At 63.9% G+C, this 18,238-nt stretch carries 19 protein-coding genes and 1 pseudogene; 8 read left to right on the top strand and 12 right to left on the bottom strand.

Annotated features, from left to right (window positions below):
- Window positions 1–28: 28 nt before the first annotated feature.
- Both C8D77_RS06510 and C8D77_RS06505 read right to left on the bottom strand, forming a co-directional pair.
- Entirely contained in the window at window positions 29–1,441 is a 1,413-nt protein-coding gene (locus C8D77_RS06510) for an MFS transporter (RefSeq protein WP_109660364.1), read from the bottom strand.
- A 17-nt stretch (window positions 1,442–1,458) separates the two neighbouring features.
- Window positions 1,459–1,854, bottom strand: coding sequence for a (R)-mandelonitrile lyase (locus tag C8D77_RS06505; RefSeq protein WP_109661356.1), 396 nt, complete (start codon window positions 1,852–1,854; stop codon window positions 1,459–1,461).
- A gap of 154 nt (window positions 1,855–2,008) precedes the next feature.
- On the opposite strand from C8D77_RS06505, the gene C8D77_RS06500 reads away from it, so the two are divergent.
- The 3 genes from C8D77_RS06500 (at window position 2,009) to C8D77_RS06490 (ending at window position 4,668) form a co-directional block, all read left to right on the top strand.
- A complete protein-coding gene (locus tag C8D77_RS06500) occupies window positions 2,009–2,902 on the top strand; it encodes a LysR family transcriptional regulator (protein ID WP_109660362.1) in 894 nt (297 codons plus the stop codon).
- Between the two features lie 229 nt (window positions 2,903–3,131).
- Window positions 3,132–4,124 (top strand): carbon-nitrogen hydrolase family protein, encoded by a 993-nt coding sequence (locus C8D77_RS06495; protein ID WP_109660360.1) that lies wholly within the window; start codon window positions 3,132–3,134, stop codon window positions 4,122–4,124.
- Window positions 4,125–4,281: 157 nt separating this feature from the next.
- Window positions 4,282–4,668, top strand: a complete 387-nt coding sequence (locus tag C8D77_RS06490; protein WP_109660358.1) for an ester cyclase — start codon at window positions 4,282–4,284, stop codon at window positions 4,666–4,668.
- Window positions 4,669–4,675: 7 nt separating this feature from the next.
- On the opposite strand, the gene C8D77_RS06485 is transcribed toward C8D77_RS06490, so the two are convergent.
- The 6 genes from C8D77_RS06485 to C8D77_RS06460 form a co-directional block, all read right to left on the bottom strand.
- Window positions 4,676–5,443, bottom strand: a complete 768-nt coding sequence (locus C8D77_RS06485) for an ABC transporter ATP-binding protein (RefSeq protein ID WP_109660356.1) — start codon at window positions 5,441–5,443, stop codon at window positions 4,676–4,678.
- Window positions 5,440–6,429, bottom strand: coding sequence for an ABC transporter ATP-binding protein (locus C8D77_RS06480; protein WP_109660354.1), 990 nt, complete (start codon window positions 6,427–6,429; stop codon window positions 5,440–5,442). The genes C8D77_RS06485 and C8D77_RS06480 overlap by 4 nt, the downstream gene beginning before the upstream one ends.
- Window positions 6,429–7,271 carry an ABC transporter permease gene (locus C8D77_RS06475; RefSeq protein WP_109660351.1) on the bottom strand — a complete coding sequence of 281 codons (843 nt, stop codon included), beginning with the start codon at window positions 7,269–7,271 and terminating at the stop codon, window positions 6,429–6,431. Before C8D77_RS06475 ends, C8D77_RS06480 begins: the two co-directional genes overlap by 1 nt.
- Window positions 7,268–8,233, bottom strand: a complete 966-nt coding sequence (locus tag C8D77_RS06470) for an ABC transporter permease (protein WP_164757555.1) — start codon at window positions 8,231–8,233, stop codon at window positions 7,268–7,270. The genes C8D77_RS06475 and C8D77_RS06470 overlap by 4 nt, the downstream gene beginning before the upstream one ends.
- 72 nt (window positions 8,234–8,305) lie before the next feature.
- Window positions 8,306–9,847, bottom strand: coding sequence for an ABC transporter substrate-binding protein (locus C8D77_RS06465; protein ID WP_109660347.1), 1,542 nt, complete (start codon window positions 9,845–9,847; stop codon window positions 8,306–8,308).
- A 36-nt stretch (window positions 9,848–9,883) separates the two neighbouring features.
- Complete coding sequence (locus C8D77_RS06460; RefSeq protein WP_170136675.1) at window positions 9,884–11,908, bottom strand: CocE/NonD family hydrolase; 2,025 nt, start codon at window positions 11,906–11,908, stop codon at window positions 9,884–9,886.
- A 76-nt stretch (window positions 11,909–11,984) separates the two neighbouring features.
- On the opposite strand from C8D77_RS06460, the gene betI reads away from it, so the two are divergent.
- Both betI and C8D77_RS06450 read left to right on the top strand, forming a co-directional pair.
- Window positions 11,985–12,575 (top strand): transcriptional regulator BetI, encoded by a 591-nt coding sequence (betI, locus tag C8D77_RS06455; protein ID WP_109661354.1) that lies wholly within the window; start codon window positions 11,985–11,987, stop codon window positions 12,573–12,575.
- A gap of 143 nt (window positions 12,576–12,718) precedes the next feature.
- Window positions 12,719–13,772: pseudogene (locus C8D77_RS06450) on the top strand (YeiH family protein).
- Window positions 13,773–13,989: 217 nt separating this feature from the next.
- Here the strand turns inward: C8D77_RS06450 and C8D77_RS06445 are convergent.
- Entirely contained in the window at window positions 13,990–14,487 is a 498-nt protein-coding gene (locus C8D77_RS06445) for a GAF domain-containing protein (protein ID WP_109660343.1), read from the bottom strand.
- A 93-nt stretch (window positions 14,488–14,580) separates the two neighbouring features.
- Between C8D77_RS06445 and C8D77_RS06440 the strand changes: the two genes are divergently transcribed.
- Window positions 14,581–15,009 (top strand): NUDIX hydrolase, encoded by a 429-nt coding sequence (locus C8D77_RS06440; protein WP_109660341.1) that lies wholly within the window; start codon window positions 14,581–14,583, stop codon window positions 15,007–15,009.
- Window positions 15,010–15,030: 21 nt separating this feature from the next.
- Here the strand turns inward: C8D77_RS06440 and C8D77_RS37500 are convergent, their stop codons facing one another.
- The 3 genes from C8D77_RS37500 to C8D77_RS06430 form a co-directional block, all read right to left on the bottom strand.
- Entirely contained in the window at window positions 15,031–15,189 is a 159-nt protein-coding gene (locus C8D77_RS37500) for a hypothetical protein (RefSeq protein WP_164482308.1), read from the bottom strand.
- Window positions 15,190–15,365: 176 nt separating this feature from the next.
- Entirely contained in the window at window positions 15,366–16,997 is a 1,632-nt protein-coding gene (gene groL, locus C8D77_RS06435) for a chaperonin GroEL (RefSeq protein ID WP_109660339.1), read from the bottom strand.
- 101 nt (window positions 16,998–17,098) lie between these two features.
- The gene (locus C8D77_RS06430) at window positions 17,099–17,443 is read right to left on the bottom strand and encodes a co-chaperone GroES (RefSeq protein ID WP_109660338.1); all 345 of its coding nucleotides are present in this window, start codon (window positions 17,441–17,443) and stop codon (window positions 17,099–17,101) included.
- A 249-nt stretch (window positions 17,444–17,692) separates the two neighbouring features.
- Between C8D77_RS06430 and C8D77_RS06425 the strand changes: the two genes are divergently transcribed.
- Together C8D77_RS06425 and C8D77_RS06420 are read left to right on the top strand one after the other, a co-directional pair.
- A complete protein-coding gene (locus tag C8D77_RS06425; RefSeq protein ID WP_109660335.1) occupies window positions 17,693–17,947 on the top strand; it encodes a hypothetical protein in 255 nt (84 codons plus the stop codon).
- Window positions 17,944–18,210 carry a DUF1488 family protein gene (locus C8D77_RS06420; RefSeq protein ID WP_109660333.1) on the top strand — a complete coding sequence of 89 codons (267 nt, stop codon included), beginning with the start codon at window positions 17,944–17,946 and terminating at the stop codon, window positions 18,208–18,210. The genes C8D77_RS06425 and C8D77_RS06420 overlap by 4 nt, the downstream gene beginning before the upstream one ends.
- Window positions 18,211–18,238 lie beyond the last annotated feature (28 nt).

The following is an 18,238-nucleotide window of genomic DNA, read 5'->3' as shown; positions in this document are numbered from 1 at the left end:
GTTGAGGCTGTCGCCCCATGTCCGGCACTCAGGCGTTCGCGCCGCTCGCAACCGCTTGCGCCGACTTGCGGGGCCGCACGATCAGCGCGCAGACGATCAGCAGCGCGAATGCCAGCATGGCGGAGCCGGCGGTGAGCGCGGTGCCGACGCGGTAGGCGAGCAGCTCCCGGCCATCGAGCGCGCCGGCGCCCACCGCCGCCACTGCAACAAGCACGCCGAGGCCAAGCGAATTGCCGAGCTGATGAGCGACGTTAACGACGCCCGAGGCGGCGCCGGCATCCTGGGGTGCGACGCCGGCAATGCCCGATGTGGTGAGCGGGCTGAGCGCCATGCCTTGTCCCGCGCCGATCAGCACCATGGGCAACGCCACACTGGTTAGGTAGGAAGTATCGAACGAGGCGCGGCTCAGCCACACCATGCCCGCGAGGCAGAGCGTGAGGCCGCAGGCGAGCAGCCGGCCGTTGCCGAACCTGCGGGTCAGCTGCGGCACGACCATCGCCACGGCGAAATTGACCATCGTCATCGGCAGGAAGGCCATGCCGGTCAGCGATGCCCTGTAGTTGAGTACCCCTTGCAGATACTGCGTGGTGAAGAAAAAGAAGCCGATCATGGCGCCCAGGAACAGGATACGGGCGGCGTATGCGCCAGCGCGCTCGCGGCTGGCAAACAGTCGCAGCGGCATGATCGGCTGCTTCGCGTTCCACTCGTTGACGACGAAGACGCCAAGCAGCAGCACGGCGCCCGCCAGCGACGCGATCGTCCCGGCGTTTGCCCAGCCAGTGTCGGCCGAACGGATAAAGCCGTAGACAAGGGCCGTCATGCCAACGGTCGAGGTCAGTGCGCCGACGATGTCGAGCTGGCCAGCACGCTGCTCGGTTTCCACGATGGTGCGGCGTGCGGCGATGATCATCGCGATGCCGATAGGGAGATTGATGAAGAAGCCGACGCGCCAGGAGATCCAGTCGGCAAGCACGCCGCCCAGCACCAGGCCGACGCTTGCCGCCACACCGGCCACGGCGCTGTAGTAGGACACGGCGCGGGTGCGTTCGGAGCCCTCGGCGAAGGTGGTCTGCAGGAGCGCCAGCGTCGACGGCGCCAGGATGGCGGCGCCAAGGCCCTGGATGGCCCGCGCGCTGATCATCCAGGCCGCTGATTGCGCAGCACCGATCGCCAGCGAGGCGAGCGTGAACAGGGCGAGCCCGACGATGAGCATCAGCCTACGGCCCAGAATGTCGCCCGCCCGTGCCCCCAGCAGCAGGAAGCCGCCGAAGGTCAAGGTATAGGCGCTCTGCACCCATGCCAGCCCGGCATCCGTGAAGCCCAGGCTTTGATGGATCTTCGGCAGGCCGGTGAGCACGATCGAGGTGTCGAGCACGATCATCACGTAGCTGACGAGGATAATCGCCAGGATGGCCGTCTTGTGCGGTGCGGGCGTGGACATTCTGCTGGCTCCGGCGATCAGGCCTGGTACTGCGCGTCGCTGACGGGCTCCATCCAGTCGACCGCCTTGCCGTCGAGCGCTTCCTGGATGGCGATGTGGGTCATGGCGGTGGTGGGTGCCGCGCCATGCCAGTGCTTCTCGCCCGGCTCGAAGCGAACCACGTCGCCGGGCCGGATTTCCTCGACCGGGCCGCCCTCGCGCTGCACGCGGCCGCAGCCGGCGGTGACGATCAGCAACTGGCCGAGCGGATGGGTGTGCCATGCGGTGCGCGCGCCGGGCTCGAAGGTGACGGCGTTGCCGGCCGCGCGGGCCGGTGCGATGGCTTGGAACAGCGGGTCGATGCGCACCGTGCCGGTGAACCAGTCGCCCGGTCCCTTGCCGGAGGCTTGAGAACCGCTTCGCTTGATATCCATGGTTTTGTTCCTTTTCCACGCCGGGCCCGACGCGGCCATTGGCTTCAAGGCCGCCCAGCTTTGGGCCGCCCGATCTTGTGATGCCAATTTAGGGCCTGCGATTGCCCATGATTAGCTGCTATAACCGGCATGTACTTATGAGAAGGGCTCATGAATGCCGCGAGACAATCTGAACGAGCTGACCGCCTTCCTCGCCGTCGCGCGCGAGGAAAGCTTCACCAGGGCGGCGGCCAAGCTCGGCGTTTCCCAATCGGCGCTCAGCCACACAGTTCGCACGCTGGAGGAGCGGCTGGGCGTCAGGCTTCTGACCCGCACCACGCGCAGCGTCTCGCCGACCGAAGCCGGCGAGCGGCTGCAGCGCACCGTCGGGCCGAGGCTCGACGAGATCGAGACCGAGCTCACGGCGCTCAGCGCCTTGCGCGAAAAACCCGCCGGCACCATCCGCATCACCGCCGGCGAGCATGCCGCCGATGCGATCCTGTGGCCGGCGATATCAAGGCTGCTGCCGGACTATCCCGACATCAGGATAGAGATCATCGTCGATTACGGCCTGACCGACATCGTTGCCGAGCGCTATGATGCCGGCGTGCGGCTGGGCGAACAGGTGGCACGCGACATGATCGCTGTGCGCATCGGCCCCGATATGCGCATGGCGGTGGTCGGGTCGCCGGCCTATTTCGCCACGCGGCCAAAACCACGCGTGCCGCAGGGCCTGACCGACCACAATTGCATCAATCTGCGGCTGCCGACCTATGGCGGGCTCTATGCGTGGGAGTTCGAGAAGGCCGGGCGCGAGCTGAAGGTGCGGGTCGAAGGCCAGCTGGTGTTCAACACAGCCGCACTGCGCATGAATGCCGTGCTCGCCGGATTGGGGCTCGCCTATATGCCCGACGACCAGGTGACAGCCTATCTGGCCGACGGCCGGCTGGTGCGGGTGCTCGCCGACTGGTGCGCGCCCTTCCCCGGCTACCATCTCTATTACCCCAGCCGCCGGCAGGCGACGCCAGCCTTCTCGCTGCTGGTCGACGCGCTGCGCTACCGGGATTAGGTGTGAGCCTTTCGACCGGTCAGCATCGGTTGCCTGCCCGGTTGACGAAGCAGGACAGCATCGGCATCATTCTCCACGGCGTGGCCTGCGCCGAACCTCCAGGGACCGTCCCCAGCACGGCCTTTCAACGGAGGCAAAGGGGCTTTCCAGTCTCAGGCCGCTGTCTTGGTCCGACCGTTTCGGATGTGGTTGCTGGGGAACGCCATCCGGGACGTGAAAGGCCATGACAATGACGCAAAATACAAATTTCAAACGTCGTGTGCGGGCTCGCGCTGCCAGGACAGGCGAGTCCTATACGGCTGCTCTCAGGCATTTTCACCGCGGTGCGCCGGATGATCCGGCGCCCGAAGTGAGATCGGTGCGATTGGCCGTGGCGCAAAGCACCGTCCATGACGACCCGCACGACATCGGCAAGCTGCGCGACAGCGGGCTGGAGATGCGACGCCTGATGCAGGAGGCCCGGCAGGCGGGCGCCAGACTGCTGCACTTTCCCGAGGGCGCGACCTGCTCCCCGAACAAGCGCATCATGTCGGCCAGCGGCCGCGAAAATATCGGGCCGGCCGATTGGAGCCGGTTCGAATGGGCTGTCCTGCGCGAGGAACTGGAGGCGACGACAGCGCTTGCGCGCGAGCTTGGGCTGTGGACGGTCTTCGGTTCGGTGCATCGGCTGAGCGGACCGCGTCGGCCGCACAACAGCCTCTATGTCGTCTCCGATCGCGGCGAGCTGGTGACGCGCTATGACGAGCGCATGCTGTCGAACACCAAGATCTCCTTCATGTACACGCCGGGTTCGATCCCCATGACGTTCGAGGTCGACGGGCTCCGCTTCGGCTGCACGCTCGGCATGGAAGCGCACTTTCCCGAGATTTTCATCGACTATGAGAGGCTAGATGTCGACTGCGTCCTGTTCTCGACAATCACTGCCGCCGATGGTCCGGCCTTCGCCGTCGAGATGCAGGGACACGCGGCAAGCAACAATTACTGGGCGAGTTTCTCTCTCCCCGCGCAACACAGCCTGACCGCGCCTTCGGGGATCGTTGCCCCCGGTGGCCGCTGGGCGGCGCAATGTCCAGCCGATGGAACCGCCGCGATTTCCGTCGCCGATATCGACAACAATCCGGCAGACCCGGCCCGGCCCTGGCGGCGAACGGCGCGAGCGGGAATCTATCAGCCGCATCTGGTGGAAGACGACCAGCGCAGCAACGATCGCGGTATGTTCTAGCCGGGCGTGACCCGGAGGTCGGCTGGCGGCTGCCGGCCGTCCTCTGCGTTGCCGCCGATAGAGCGCAACCCATCTGGAATGAATCGTCGGTCGTTCTATCTTCCTGTTCGCGCGAACCACAGGTTCGAGACCAGGCATCAGCACCGGAGCAATCGCCGTGACCGACACCGATCTTACCGACACCTATCTCGGCTACATCGCTTGCCTCAACAATCAGGATTGGCGGCACCTGCACCGGTTCGTTCATGACGAGGTGCATTACAATGGCGACCGGATCGGACTGGCCGGGTATCGCAAGGTGCTGGAGCGGGATTTTTCGGAGATTCCGGACCTCTATTTCGACATCCAGCTGCTGATCTCGGACACGCCCTTCATAGCCAGCCGGCTTCAGTTCAACTGCACGCCGATCGGAACCTTCCTTGGCCTGCCCATCAACGGCCGGAAAGTGTCCTTCAGCGAGAACGTCTTCTATGAATTTCTCGACGGCAGGATCAGGCATGTCTGGTCGGTGATCGACAAGGCCGCCATCGAAGCTCAGCTTTAGCCAGCTTTCAGCCCGTCGGTTTGGACTGCGTGACACCAGGCCACGCGGCCAGCAATTCGCGCGTATAGGCTTCCCGAGGTGATTTGAACAGCGATCCCACTTCACCGCCCTCGACCACCTTGCCGGCGCGCATGACGACGGCGTTTTCGGCAATCAGGCGCACGATCGCCAGATTGTGGCTGATGACCACCAGCGTGATGTTGTCCGACCGCCTGATGTCCTGCAGCAGATTGAGCAGGTCGCCCTGCACGGAGACGTCGAGACCGGCGGTGGGCTCATCGGCAATCAGGATCGACGGCTTCATCAGCAACGCCCGCGCGATCGCCACGCGCCGCGCCTGGCCGCCGCTAATCTCGTGCGGGTATTTGTCGATGACACCTGGCGGCAGGCCAAGCCGGTTCAGGATGACACGCAGCCGCTCATGCATTGCGGCATGCGGTTCCCTCAGCACCGTGCCGACCTCGTTCATCAGCGTGCGGATGCGGCTGCGCGGCGACAGCGAAGCAGCCGGATCCTGGAAGATCGGCTGGATGAAGCTGGCGCGTTGCTTGAGCGCCGCACGGCTGTGCACCAGCGGATTGCCGAGAATGCGAATCTCGCCCTGGTCAAGCTTCTGCAGGCCGAGAACGGCACGCATCAGCGTCGTCTTGCCGGAACCGGATTCGCCGACGATGCCGAAACACGTGCCTTGCGGGATGGCCAGCGACACGCCGTCGAGCGCGGCGGTCTCGCCAAAGCGCAGTTGCGCATTGCTGATCGAGATCGCGTCGGTCATGGCGTCGCCAACCGAAGGCAGCGGGCCCTGTGCTCGGCCTCGTTGCCGACCGGATAATCGCCGGGGTTGATAACGGCGCAATCGTCGAAGGAAACATCGCAGCGTCCGTTGAAGATGCAGCCGGGCGGCCGCCGGCGCGGGTCCGGCAGGTCGCCTGATATCACCGTGAAGCGGTTCTCCGAGGCATCGGCTTGGCGCTCGCGGTCGATCGGCACCTCGCAGTCGAACAGCATGCGCGTATAGGGATGGCCGGGCTGGCGCTGCACTTGTCTCACTGTGCCGCTTTCCAGTCTTTCGCCGGCATAGAGCACCGAAAGCCTGTCGCAATATTCGGTGACCAGGCCGAGGCTGTGGGTGATCAAAAGCACCGCGCAGCCGATGCGGTCGCGCAGGCCGATGATCTCACGCATTATCTGCGCCTCGACGGTGACATCGAGCGCCGTCGTCGGCTCGTCGGCGATCAGCAGCGCCGGTTCGGACAGCAGCGCCATGGCGATCACGACGCGCTGGCGCATGCCGCCGGACAGTTCATGCGGATACTGGTTCATCCGCCGCCGCGGGTTGCTGAGCTTGACCTTGTCGAGCGCATCTTCGGCCATCCCGACCCGGGCTTTGCGGTCGCTGCCGGGTGAGCGCCGGCGCAGCACTTCGCACAGCTGCGTGCCGATGGTGAACACTGGATTGAGCGACATCATCGGGTCCTGGAAGATCATCGCCATGCCGCGACCGCGCAACGCCGCCGTCGCATTGCGCTTCGTCAGGTCGAAGCTTTTGCCGTCGATCGTCGCCGTACCCGAGGTGACCTTGGCATTGTTGGCGAGCAGGCCCATCAGCGCGAAGGCGACGGTCGATTTTCCGCTGCCGGATTCGCCGACCAGCCCGAGCAATTCGCCCTTTTCTATGTCCAGCGACACGCCACGCAGCGCATGCGCGGTGCCTTGCGGCAGGCTGTAGTCGACCGACAGGTTGCGCAGCGAAATCGCCATCAGCGCACCCCCGCCGACTTCGGGTCGATGACGCGCCGCAGCGCTTCGCCGAGCAAGGTGGCGCCGAGCGTGGCGATGGCCAGCACAAGGGCTGCGGCAACAGTCGGCCACCAGGACTGGTTGATCGAGATGAAGCCGTCCTTGATCAGCGTGCCGAGCGACGATTTCGGCGGTTGCACGCCAAAGCCGAGGAAGGAGAGCGAAGCTTCGAAGGCGATCACCACAGGCAGGTTCATGCTGGCCAGCACGATGATCGGGCCGGCGACATTGGGCAGGTAGTGCCTGACCACGATGGTGACGGGATGGACGGCCAGCATGCGTTCGGCCTCGATGAAGCTCAGGGTGCGCAAGGTCTGGGCGCGGGCGCGCGCCATGCGGCCGAATTGCGGAATGAAGACGACGGTGACCAGAAGCACGAAGGTGGCCGAGCCCTTGCCGTAGAGCGCGATCAGCGCGAAGGCGAGGATGAGCGGCGGGAAAGCGTTGACGATGTCGAACACCGCCGTCACCGCCCGGTCGACCCAGCCCCCGGCGATGCCAGCGACAATGCCGATCAGCGAGCCTATGACCGACGAGATGACGACGATCATCACCGCCAGCGTCAGCGCATAGCGCGTGCCGACCGAGGTGCGCGCCATCAGGTCGCGGCCGAGATTGTCGGTGCCCAGAAGATGCATCACGCCCGGCGGCGCGAAGCGGGCCTTGATGTCGATGGCGTTCGGGTCGGGGCTGACCAGCGGTCCAACCAGCGCGAACACCAGGATGAGACACGTGAAGGCCAACCCAAGCCGGCCGTCGCGTTCCGAACAGATGCGTTTGAGCGTCGCGACCAGTCCGCTCATCCGCGGCCCACCGCGATGCGCGGGTCGAGCAGCGCGTTGATCATGTCGACCACCAGATTGGCGACGATGTAGAAGGCGACGATGAACACCACACAAGCCTGCACGACGGGGTAGTTGCGCTGGGCGATCGAATTGAAGATCAGGCTGCCGATGCCGGAGCGGGCGAAGATGATCTCGACGACGACCGAGCTGCCGATCAGGTCGCCGAGCCCGATGCCGAGGATGGACACCACCGGCACCAGGGCGAGCTTCAGCGCGTAGAGGCCGACGATGCGGTATTCGGAAACGCCATAGGCGCGCAGCGTGCGCACATGCAGTTCGGCCAGCGTGTCGAGCAGTGCGGCGCGCACAAGCCGCGAGATATAGCCGACCCAGCCGAGCGCCAGCGCCACGCTGGGCAAGATCAGATGCCGCAGCCGGTCCATGATGTCACCGGGGTTGCCGGCGCCCGCCACCGGCAGCCAGTGCAGACCGATGGCGAAGATCAGGAACAGGATCACCGAGACCACCAGGGTCGGCGTTGTGATGAAGGAGATCGACAGCAACGCCAGGCCGCTGTCGAGCCAAGAGCCCGGTTTCAGTGCAGCGATGACGCCGATCGGAATGCCCACAACCAGAGCCAGCGCCAGGGCACTGAAGGCAAGCGCCAGCGTGTTGGGAATGACATCGAGCACGATGTCGAGGATCGGCCGGTGCGAAACGACATCCTCGCCGAAATTGCCGGTTGCGGCACGGCTGGCGAACAACCAGAGCTGCTCGACCATGCTGCGGTCGAGACCCATGTCATGGGTGATCTGGGCGCGCAGCTCCGGCGTCGCTCGCGGGCCGAGCATCACCGAGGTGAAATCCCCCGGCACCAGGCGCACCATCAGGAACAGCAGCAGCGTGGCGCCGGCGATGGTCAGCACCACCGACGCAAGACGGCTGGCGATGAAAGCAGCGGTCCGTTGCGACCTGGTCATGAACGCTCCGGGTCCGGCCCGCCACATCTGGTCATCTGGTCAACCACCCCTCCCAGGTCCACCGGTTTGACCTCACGCCTTGTCGAAGAACTCGAACTGCCAGTCCTTGCCATTGGGCAGGAACATCGGCTTCAGCCAGGCCGCGTCGACGAAGAAGTTGCGGCCATGCGTGATCCAGATGCAGGAGGCCGATTCATCGAGCAGCTTCTGCATGTTGATATAGATCGCCTCGCGCTTGGCCTTGTCCAGCGTCTCCAGCCCTTCCTGGTGGAGCTTGTCGAATTCGGGACTGTTCCAGCGCTGCCAGTTCCACAGGCCGATCTGGCTGGCGAGGAACCATTGCGTCTGGAAGCTTGGGTCGAACTTGGACGTGTAGGGAATGAGCGTCAGTTCGAGATCCTTGCTGGCATCGTCGGCGCCGAGCGCCCAGTAGGCGCCGGAATCCATCGCGTTGATGGTGAGCGTGATGCCGACCTCGGCGAGATTGGCCTGGGCGATCTGCGCGACCGCCAGCGAGGTCGCGTCGTTGAGGCAGGTGAAGGTGAAGGTCAGCCCCGTCTTGCCGGTCTCGGCCAGTAGCGCCTGCGCCTTGGCGACGTCCCTGGTGTAGAGCGGCGCGTCGGCCCAATTGCCGAGCAGGCCGGGCGCCAGCAGAGTCTTGGCGCGCGAGGTGGCGCCGGAATAGGCGCCCTGGATGATGGCATCGACATCGATTGCCCAGCGGATCGCCTGGCGCACCTTGATGTCGGCAAGATCGCCCTTTTCGACGTTGATGCCGATCCAGGTGTAGTCGATGCCGGGAATGTCGATAACCTTGGTGTCCGGCAGGCCTTTGGCGGTGTCGAGCTGGTCGGCATCGAAAGCGGTGAAGTCGAGTTCCTTGGCTTGATAGGACAGGAAGGAGGTCTTGTGCTCGGGGATGATCTTGCCGGTGATCTCCTCGAAATGCGCCTTGTAGGGTCCCTTGTAGTCGGGATTGGCGGCGAGCACGAACTGCTCCTTCGGGCGCCATTCCTTGAGCACCATCGGGCCGGATCCGATCAGCGTCGTGGCGATCTTGTCGCCCAGTTGTTCGACGGCCTTCTTCGACAGGATCGCGCCTGACGCATCGCAGATGCCGATCAGCCAGAGCGCCGCCGATGGATGCTTGAGGATCAGCTTGCCGGTGTATTTGCCGGTCACCTCGACCGATTTCAGCGCTTCCATGTCGTCGGCATAGGCGAGCTTCTTGCCGCTCTTGTCGCCATTGATGTAGCGGTCGAACGAGTATTTGACGTCGTCCGCTGTCATCTCGCCGAAACCGCCGGTGAACATCTGGCCGGGGTTGAGCTCGAAGTCGAACTCGGTGTCGGAGATCTGCTTGATCTCCTTGGCCGCGTCATTCGTCCAGCTGGTCTTGCCCGGCTCGAAGCGCACCAGGGTCTGGCAGACCGAGCGGATGATGTTGCCTTCGGTGGTGCCGACGCGGTTGCCCGGATCGAGATTGCCGATGTCGGCATCGAGCGCGATGATCGGGTTGGTTCTGTCGGCCGCCCGCGCAAAGCCGATATAGGGCAGGATCGCCAGTGCCGACGAGCCGGCCAGGAATGTTCTGCGGTCGAGTTTCATGCGCATTTTTGTTCCCCTTTTTGTTGGCTGCACGTTTGTTGATTATAGGCAGTCGCGTGGAATGACCTCGTCGTAAGTCCGTTCGGCGAAGATCGTTCCCCGCTCATAGGCCTTGAGCCAGCCGCTGATGTGGAAACTGTCGCGGTCGCAGCTGACGGTGATTTCGCAATCGAGGCGCGCGTTCCAGTCCGGGCGGGTCAGTTCCTCATGGCAGGTCACTTGCGTCACGCAGCTCGTCGGGTCGTTGTCTGATATCCCATAGATCTTGCGGCGCCAGGAGGTGATCTCGGTGCCGATTTCCTCGAAGACGAAGCGGCCATCGTCGGACAGCGCCGTCAGTTCGGTGCGCTCGGTCGGCAGGTCTGTCGTCAGCGAGCGCAGCTGGCGAGCCGGCTCCTTGACCGTCACCGGACCCGGCTCGGCCCACAGCGCTTCCTCGAAGGCGACGGGCGCCAGGCCCTCCTCGCTGGCCAGGAGCGACAGATCGAGCCGGCAGCCCTTCGGGTCGAAGGTCAGCATGGTACGCTCCGGCGACGGCCAGGCCATCGGCCAGTAGGAGGACGAAATGGCTACCCGCAGCCTGTGCCCTTCGGGGATGATCTGCGCCACCGGCTTGAAGTCAAGCTCGACATCCTCGAACTGTCCTGGCGTCAGCGGCGTCGGGAATTCGTGGCTCTCGCGGTGCGCCAGATTGAGCAGCGCAAAGGTGATGAAGGCCGAGGTGCCGTCGGGCGCCACATCGTTCAGCCTGACGCAGATCTGCGCCTGCGGTTTGTCCGATGCAACGCGCAGCCTGATTTTCGAGATGCCGGCAAGCGGCAGGTCGGCCGCCATCGCCGCGCTGTCGAAGCACAGCGAGCCGCCATCGTCCGCACGCTGGTCGCGCGCGCCTTCGGCCGAGATGCGGCCCTGGCCGTAGGGGCACCATTCCTGCCCCTGAACGCCAGTGGTGAGCGGCGATGAAATGGTCAGCGGTCCTGCCCCGGCGCCCTGCGTTTCGCCGAGTTTGCCGTCACCGTTCAGCCAATAAGCCTTGCCGCCGATCTGTTTTGCCGGCCATTGCGGGAAGCCGAGCCAGCGGCCCGGCCGGGCGTCGATGTGCGAATGCGGCCTGGCATAGTCCATCAGATAGAGGCGCATATCGGGATCGCTGTCAGCGCCATTGTCGATCCCCTTCAGCCAATGATCGTACCAGCGGATGCATTCCTGCAGATAGCCGATTGCCGGTCCCGGCACGCCGCTGTTCGGCTCCTTGTGGCCCCAGGGACCGCAAAGGCCCTTGGCCGGTGCCTCGAGATTCTCGACCAGGTTGAAGATGGTCTGCGTATAGCCGTCGAGATAGCCGCCGACGGCCAGCACCGCGCACTCGATCGCGGAGAAATCCTCGCAGACCGAGCCCTGCTTCCAGAACGCATCGCGGCGCTGGTGCTTCAGCCACTCGGCGGCATGGTTCTTGTGGTCGTCGAGGCGGTCTCTCCACATCTGCCGCCAGCGATCCTCGCCGACGACGGCCGGGTCCGGTGGCAGTGCCGAATAGCCGAACAGCGCCCCGCCCCAGCCGAAATTGTCGTTGATCACGAGGCCGCCATTGTAATGCGCGTCGCAGGCATAGCGGTCGTCGGTCGAGCACGCCGTGATGACCGCCTTCAGCTGCGGCGGTCGACGCGCCGCCAGCTGCAGGCCTGAGAATCCACCCCAGCTGATGCCGATCATGCCGGCGACGCCGGTGCACCAGGGCTGCGCGCACAGATGCGCCAGGATCTCCAGCCCGTCATCCTGCTCGCGTTTGACATATTCGTCGTCGAGCAGGCCGTCGGAATCGCCGGCACCGGAAATGTCGACACGCGCGCAGGCATAGCCATGCCCGGCGAAGAAAAGATGCATCTCGTCGTCGCCGGTGCGCGTGCCGTCGCGGCGGCGATACGGTATGTATTCGAGGATTACCGGAACGGGGTTTTTCTCGGCGTCATCAGGCAGGAACAGACGGGCGGCCAGCTTGCGGCCGTCGGCAAGCGGGATCCAGTGGGTTTCGACCGTTCTGACCCCGGAAATGACGACGCTGGGCATGTGAACTCCGGCTTGGATTGAATGACGATATAATGTATTGAATGGCCAATCAATATACAAACGAGAAGGCATTGCAATGGCAAAACGATCAATCAAGGCGATGCGCCGCGACGAGCTGGTCGACGCCGCGATTGCCGTCGTCGGCGAGGAAGGCATGTCCGGCGCCACGATGGCGGTGATCGCACGGCGCGCCGGCATGTCGGCCGGTTTGGTCAACCATTATTTCGACAGCAAGGAAGAGCTGATGGCGCTGGCCATGCGCAACCTGTCGAACCTGTTTCGCCAGGATATTCTGAAGCTGGCGCCTGCCGATCCGACGCCGGCGCAACGGCTGAAGGCGATCGTCGACGGCTCCTTCGCACCGCAGCACCTCGGCGTGCCCAAGCGCGCCGTGACCTGGATGCAGTTCATGATCGCAGCGCAGACCGAGCCGCGCATCAAGCATCTCTACCACCTGACCGGCGCGCGCTTCGTTTCCAACATCCGCTATGCCGTCAAGCGGCTGGTTCCGGCCGACCAGGTCGACGACACCGTCGACGGCATCGCCGCGCTGATCGACGGCTTCTTCTGGCAGAGTGCCGGCGAATATGAAGAGGAGGACCTGGAACGGGCGCGGCGGATCTGCTGGCGCTACATCTGCCTGCTGATCCCCGGCGTCGAGGGATAGGAGGATCGCCACGCCGTCAGGCGTTTGCACTGCCAGCGTCCGAGGAATCATTCGTAAAAATCGATCGTTCTAACGAGAATAATTCGTTGGAAAGATCGGTGTAGGAATGACATTCTCCCAGCGTACCCGTCTGGAGCATTGCATTGTCTTCCGTTTCCCACTTCGCGAACGATATTCCGAAAAGCGTTTCCTGCCGATCTGACGCAAGGGCGAAGATCCCTCAACTGGAATGGCATCGTCCCCGGCATCGTCCTTGTCGCGATGATCACTGCCGTCGCCTTCTCGGCCCGCAACGTCTCCGGCTTCGCTTTGTTCAGCCCGATGATCCTCGCGGTGGTCGCCGGCATGATCTACTCCAACGTGCTCGGCACGCCCGCCCATGCCAAGGCCGGCATCGCGTTTTCGCAGCGCCGGCTCTTGCGCTTCGCCATCGTGCTGCTCGGATTCCAGCTGACGCTTGGACAAGTTGTGTCGATCGGCGCCGGCGGCGTCGGCATTGTCGCGGCGACGCTTGGCGCCACCTTCGTTTTCACCATCATGCTCGGCCGGCTAATCGGCGTCGACGCCAAGCTGGCGCAGTTGATCGCCGCCGGCACCTCGATCTGCGGCGCCTCGGCCATCGTCGCCACCAACATCGTCACCGATGCGCGCGACGAGGACGTCACCTACGCCGTCGCCTCGATCACCTTGTTCGGCACCATCGCCATGCTCGGCTTCCCGCTTATGGCGCCCATGCTCGGCCTCGACCAGCACGCTTTCGGCCTGTGGGCTGGCGCCTCGATCCATGAGGTGGCGCAAGTCATCGGCGCTGGTTTCCAGAACGGCACCCAGTCCGGCGAGATCGCCACCGTCGCCAAGCTGACCCGCGTCGCCATGCTGGCGCCGATGGTCGTCGCACTCGGCCTGATGGCGCGCCGCAAGAGCGGCGATCAGACAGCCGCGCGGCCTCCCATGCCGTGGTTCGTCGCCGCCTTCGTCGCCGTCGTGGCGCTGAACAGCCTGGTCACGGTGCCTGCCGAGGTGAAATCCGCCATGGCGCTCGCCACCACCATCATGCTGACCATGGGGCTGGCCGCCATGGGCCTGCAGGCCGACATTTCGCAGCTGCGCTCCCGCGGCCTGCGCCCGCTGGCGCTCGCCTTCTCGGCCTTCCTGTTCATCGGCTGCTTCAGCCTGATGCTGGTGAAGTTCGTCTGAGGGTTCAAAGGTAGCGCTCCACGGCGCCCTCCTCTGTCCTGCCGGACATCTCCCCCACAGGTGGGGAGATTGGATGCCGCGACCGATATCGCCAATTTTCAGCGTTGCAAGCGAGAGCCGGCGTCACAGCTGCCCGGTCTCCCTCCTTGTGGGGGAGATGTCCGGCAGGACAGAGGGGGGCGCGAAGGAACTCGACGGCGGATGCTGGATCGAGGAACTAATCCTCGAAGGAACTCGCCGCGGCATAGATCGCCGCCAGCGTCTCGATGCCGGCCTGGTCGGCCTTGTCGAAGCGGGCGGGCAGCGGGCTGTCGAGATCGAGCACGCCGAAGACGCCGTCATCGTCCTCGAGCAGCACGACCAGTTCCGAGCGCGAATCGGCGTCGCAGGCGATGTGGCCGGGAAAATCATGCACGTCCTTGATCAGCATCGAGGTGCCGAGTTCGACCGCGGTTCCGCACACGCCCTTGCCGACGGCGATGCGCACACAGGCCGGCTTGCCCTGGAACGGTCCGAGCACCATTTCCTCGTCCGACTGCAGGAAATAGAACCCCGCCCAGTTGAGGTCCGGCACCATCTGGAAGATCAGCGCCGCGGTGTTGGCGGCGTTGGCGATCGAATCGCGCTCGCCCTCGAGCAGCGCCTTAAGCTGGGTGGCGAGGTCACGGTAGAACGCGGCCTTGTCCGACGTGTCGATGGCCTTGGCCGCAAACATGAACTTGTCTCCCTATCGAGAATCGCGGTTTCGTCTCGGTCGCCTGCCAAAATCTGGCAAGCTCCGCACCAAACGACCACGGATGATACTAGCGTGAATTCCATCCCCTCCGAAAGCCGCAAGATCAGGATTGCCGCAGCTGTGATCACGGATGCGTCGGGCAAATTGCTGCTGGTGCGCAAGCGCGATACCAACGCCTTCATGCAACCCGGCGGCAAGATCGAGCCGGACGAGGAACCGGTCGATGCCCTGGTGCGCGAATTGCGCGAGGAACTCGGATTGGTGATCGACCCCCGCATCGCCGCCCGGCTCGGCCTGTTTTCGGCTAAGGCGGCCAATGAGCCGGATTACACGGTCGAAGCGGAATTGTTCGCGCTCACTTTTGCCGCACAGCCGATCGAGAGCCAGCCGATGCCGGCCGCCGAAATCGAGGAGATGATCTGGCTGGACCCGCAAGCGACCGACGGCATCGAACTCGCGCCGCTGACACGCGACGTGGTGCTGAGGTTGAGCGGAAAGTAGTGGCGTACGAGCCGCAGAGCCTTACATCGGGCGTTTGGGCTCGCTCTTTGCTGGCGTTGCCGTGTCGGAGTCGGATTTCTTGTGCTTGTCGGCGGCAATCCTGCGGATGCGGTCGAAGCGGCTTTCCTCGGTTTTTTCGGTCGTGACGACCGTCTCTGGCTTCCGCACGAACGTGATCATGGATCGGTCTCCTGGGCTAGAGGCCTGAACGCCGGGAGAAAATCCCCCGGCGGTAGTCCCGGCTCTTGGAACCGGCGTGGAAGATTCAGGTCAGGCCGAGCCGAAACCGGCGTGGAAGATTCAGGTCAGGCCGAGCCGAAACCGGCGTTTGCAGGCCGGCCTCACCTGAATCAGGATCAGTAGCCGCCCATGCCGCCGCCGCCACCACCTGCCGGTGCTGCATCCTTGGCCGGAATGTCGGTGATCATCGCTTCGGCGGTGATCAGCAGGGCTGCGATCGAGCCGGCATCCTGCAGTGCGGTGCGCACCACTTTCGCCGGATCGACGATGCCCGCCTTGATCATGTCGACATAGGTCTCGTTCTGGGCGTCGAAGCCCTGATTGTGGTCCTTGCTGTCGGTGAGCTTGCCGACGACGATCGAGCCTTCGACGCCGGAATTCTCGGCGATCTGGCGGATCGGCGCTTCGAGCGCCCTAAGCACGATCGTGATGCCGGCTGTGACATCGGCATTGGCGCCGGTCAGGCCGCCAAGCACCGAGCGGGCACGCAGCAGAGCCACGCCGCCGCCGGGCACGATGCCTTCTTCAACCGCCGCGCGCGTTGCGTTCAGCGCGTCGTCGATGCGGTCCTTCTTTTCCTTGACTTCCGACTCTGTTACGCCGCCGACGCGGATGACGGCAACGCCGCCGGAGAGCTTGGCCAGCCGCTCCTGCAGCTTTTCCTTGTCGTAGTCGGAGGTCGTCTCCTCGATCTGACCCTTGATCTGGGCGACGCGCGCCTGGATCGTCGCCTTGGTGCCGGCGCCGTCGATGATCGTGGTGGTGTCCTTCTCGATCAGCACGCGCTTGGCGCGGCCGAGCATCTCGATGGTGACGTTTTCGAGCTTGATGCCGAGGTCCTCGGAGATCATCTGGCCTGATGTCAGCACGGCGATGTCTTCCAGCATCGCCTTGCGGCGGTCACCGAAGCCCGGCGCCTTGACGGCCGCGACCTTGAGGCCGCCGCGCAGCTTGTTGACGACCAGCGTCGCCAGAGCCTCGCCCTCGACGTCCTCGGAGATGATCAGCAGCGGCCTGCCGCTCTGCACCACCGCCTCGAGGATCGGCAGCATCGCCTGCAGATTGCCGAGCTTCTTCTCGTGGATGAGGATGTAGGGCTCTTCTAGCTCGACGCGCATCTTGTCGGCATTGGTGACGAAATAGGGGCTGAGATAGCCGCGGTCGAACTGCATGCCTTCGACGACGTCGAGCTCGGTCTCGGCGGTCTTGGCTTCCTCGACGGTGATGACGCCGTCATTGCCGACCTTGTCCATCGCCTTGGCGATCATCTCGCCGACGCTGGCATCGCCATTGGCGGCGATAGTGCCGACCTGTGCGATCTCGGCCGATGACTTGACCTTCTTGGCGCGCGCCTGGATTTCCTTGACCACGGCGGAAACCGCCTGGTCGATGCCGCGCTTGAGGTCCATCGGGTTCATGCCGGCGGCGACCAGCTTGGCACCTTCGCGCAGGATCGAAGCGGCCAGCACGGTTGCGGTGGTGGTGCCGTCACCGGCGAGGTCGTTGGTCTTCGAGGCGACTTCGCGCACCATCTGCGCGCCCATGTTCTCGAACTTGTCGGCAAGCTCGATTTCCTTGGCGACGGTGACGCCGTCCTTGGTGATGCGCGGCGCGCCATAGGCCTTGTCGATGATGACGTTGCGGCCCTTGGGGCCGAGCGTGACCTTCACCGCATTGGTGAGGATCTCGACGCCGCGCAGCATGCGGTCGCGCGCATCAGTGGAGAATTTGATTTCCTTGGCAGACATGATTTTTTATCCAGTTCGGTTTGAGGAAGGCAGAGCCCTGCCCTCCATGATCAAAGCCCGGAGTGTCCCTTGCGCATCCCGAAGGACACGCAGCGCTCCAATCAGGCGGCCTTCTTGGCAGGCACGGTCTTCTCGACGCCCGTCTTGTCGACGGCGCTCTTGTCGATAACGCCCATGATGTCGGCTTCCTTCATGATCAGAAGGTCCTCGCCGTCGATCTTGACCTCGGTGCCCGACCATTTGCCGAACAGGATGAAGTCGCCGGCCTTGACGTCGAGTGCAATCAGCGCGCCGTTTTCGTCGCGTGCACCCGGGCCGACGGCGATGACTTCGCCTTCCTGCGGCTTTTCCTTGGCATTGTCGGGAATGATGATGCCGCCCTTGGATTTGATATCGCCTTCAGCGCGACGAATGACGACGCGGTCGTGGAGTGGCCGAAATTTCATGGGAACTTCTTTCTGGGGCCGGCACAGGCGGCCACGCCCGTCCTTTATAGACGCGTTGGCACTCGATAGATAGGAGTGCCAAAAATTATTCGCGGGCCAGATTAAATATTCAAAAGTATTATTTCGGCCAGCCGTTTCGTGCTATCCGCAGAGTGTCAAATAATTCAAAAGATTGAATTTTGCCGATCGAGTGCCTATTTATCGGACAAGTTCACTTTCACGATTTCAGGCACAAGGGAGATTTCTTCGATGGCCGAAGGCAATCAGACGATCATGGAAAAAGCTGAAGCCCGCTTTGTCGACAAGCAGAAAAAGACGGCGGAGAAAAACAAGGCAACAGCCGAATACATGTCCGAGGCAAGGGCCCGGGAGATCAAGACGGCAAGGTTGAGGGAGCTGCGGCTGGCCAAGGAAGAGGCCGACCGCGTCGCTGAAGCCCTGAACCCGACGCCGAAGAAGAAGCGGGTGACCAAGAAGGCCGCCGCCACGGAGGTCAAGACATGAGCCTCACCTTCCCCAACCGCAGCCGCAGCTATGACGAAGCCGGCAAGCGCATCCGTTTCGTCGGCCATGACGGCATGTTCCAGATCTCGTTCTCCGTCGCAGCCGACGCCATGGCCAAGATGCGGCCGGGAACTGCTGCCGACGAGGCTGGCTACCTCCAGACATTCGACACCGAGAGCAGCGCCATCCGCGAAGTGGCGACAAAGGCCTACGACCGCACCCATAAGAGCATGTATGTGCTGACGGCAGCCGATTTCGGCTGATCAGCCCAATGCATGTCGTTCAAAACAA

Origin of the sequence: Mesorhizobium loti, from assembly GCF_003148495.1 — a bacterium.
Lineage (GTDB): Bacteria > Pseudomonadota > Alphaproteobacteria > Rhizobiales > Rhizobiaceae > Mesorhizobium > Mesorhizobium loti.
This window is presented reverse-complemented; position numbering and strand designations above follow the sequence as displayed.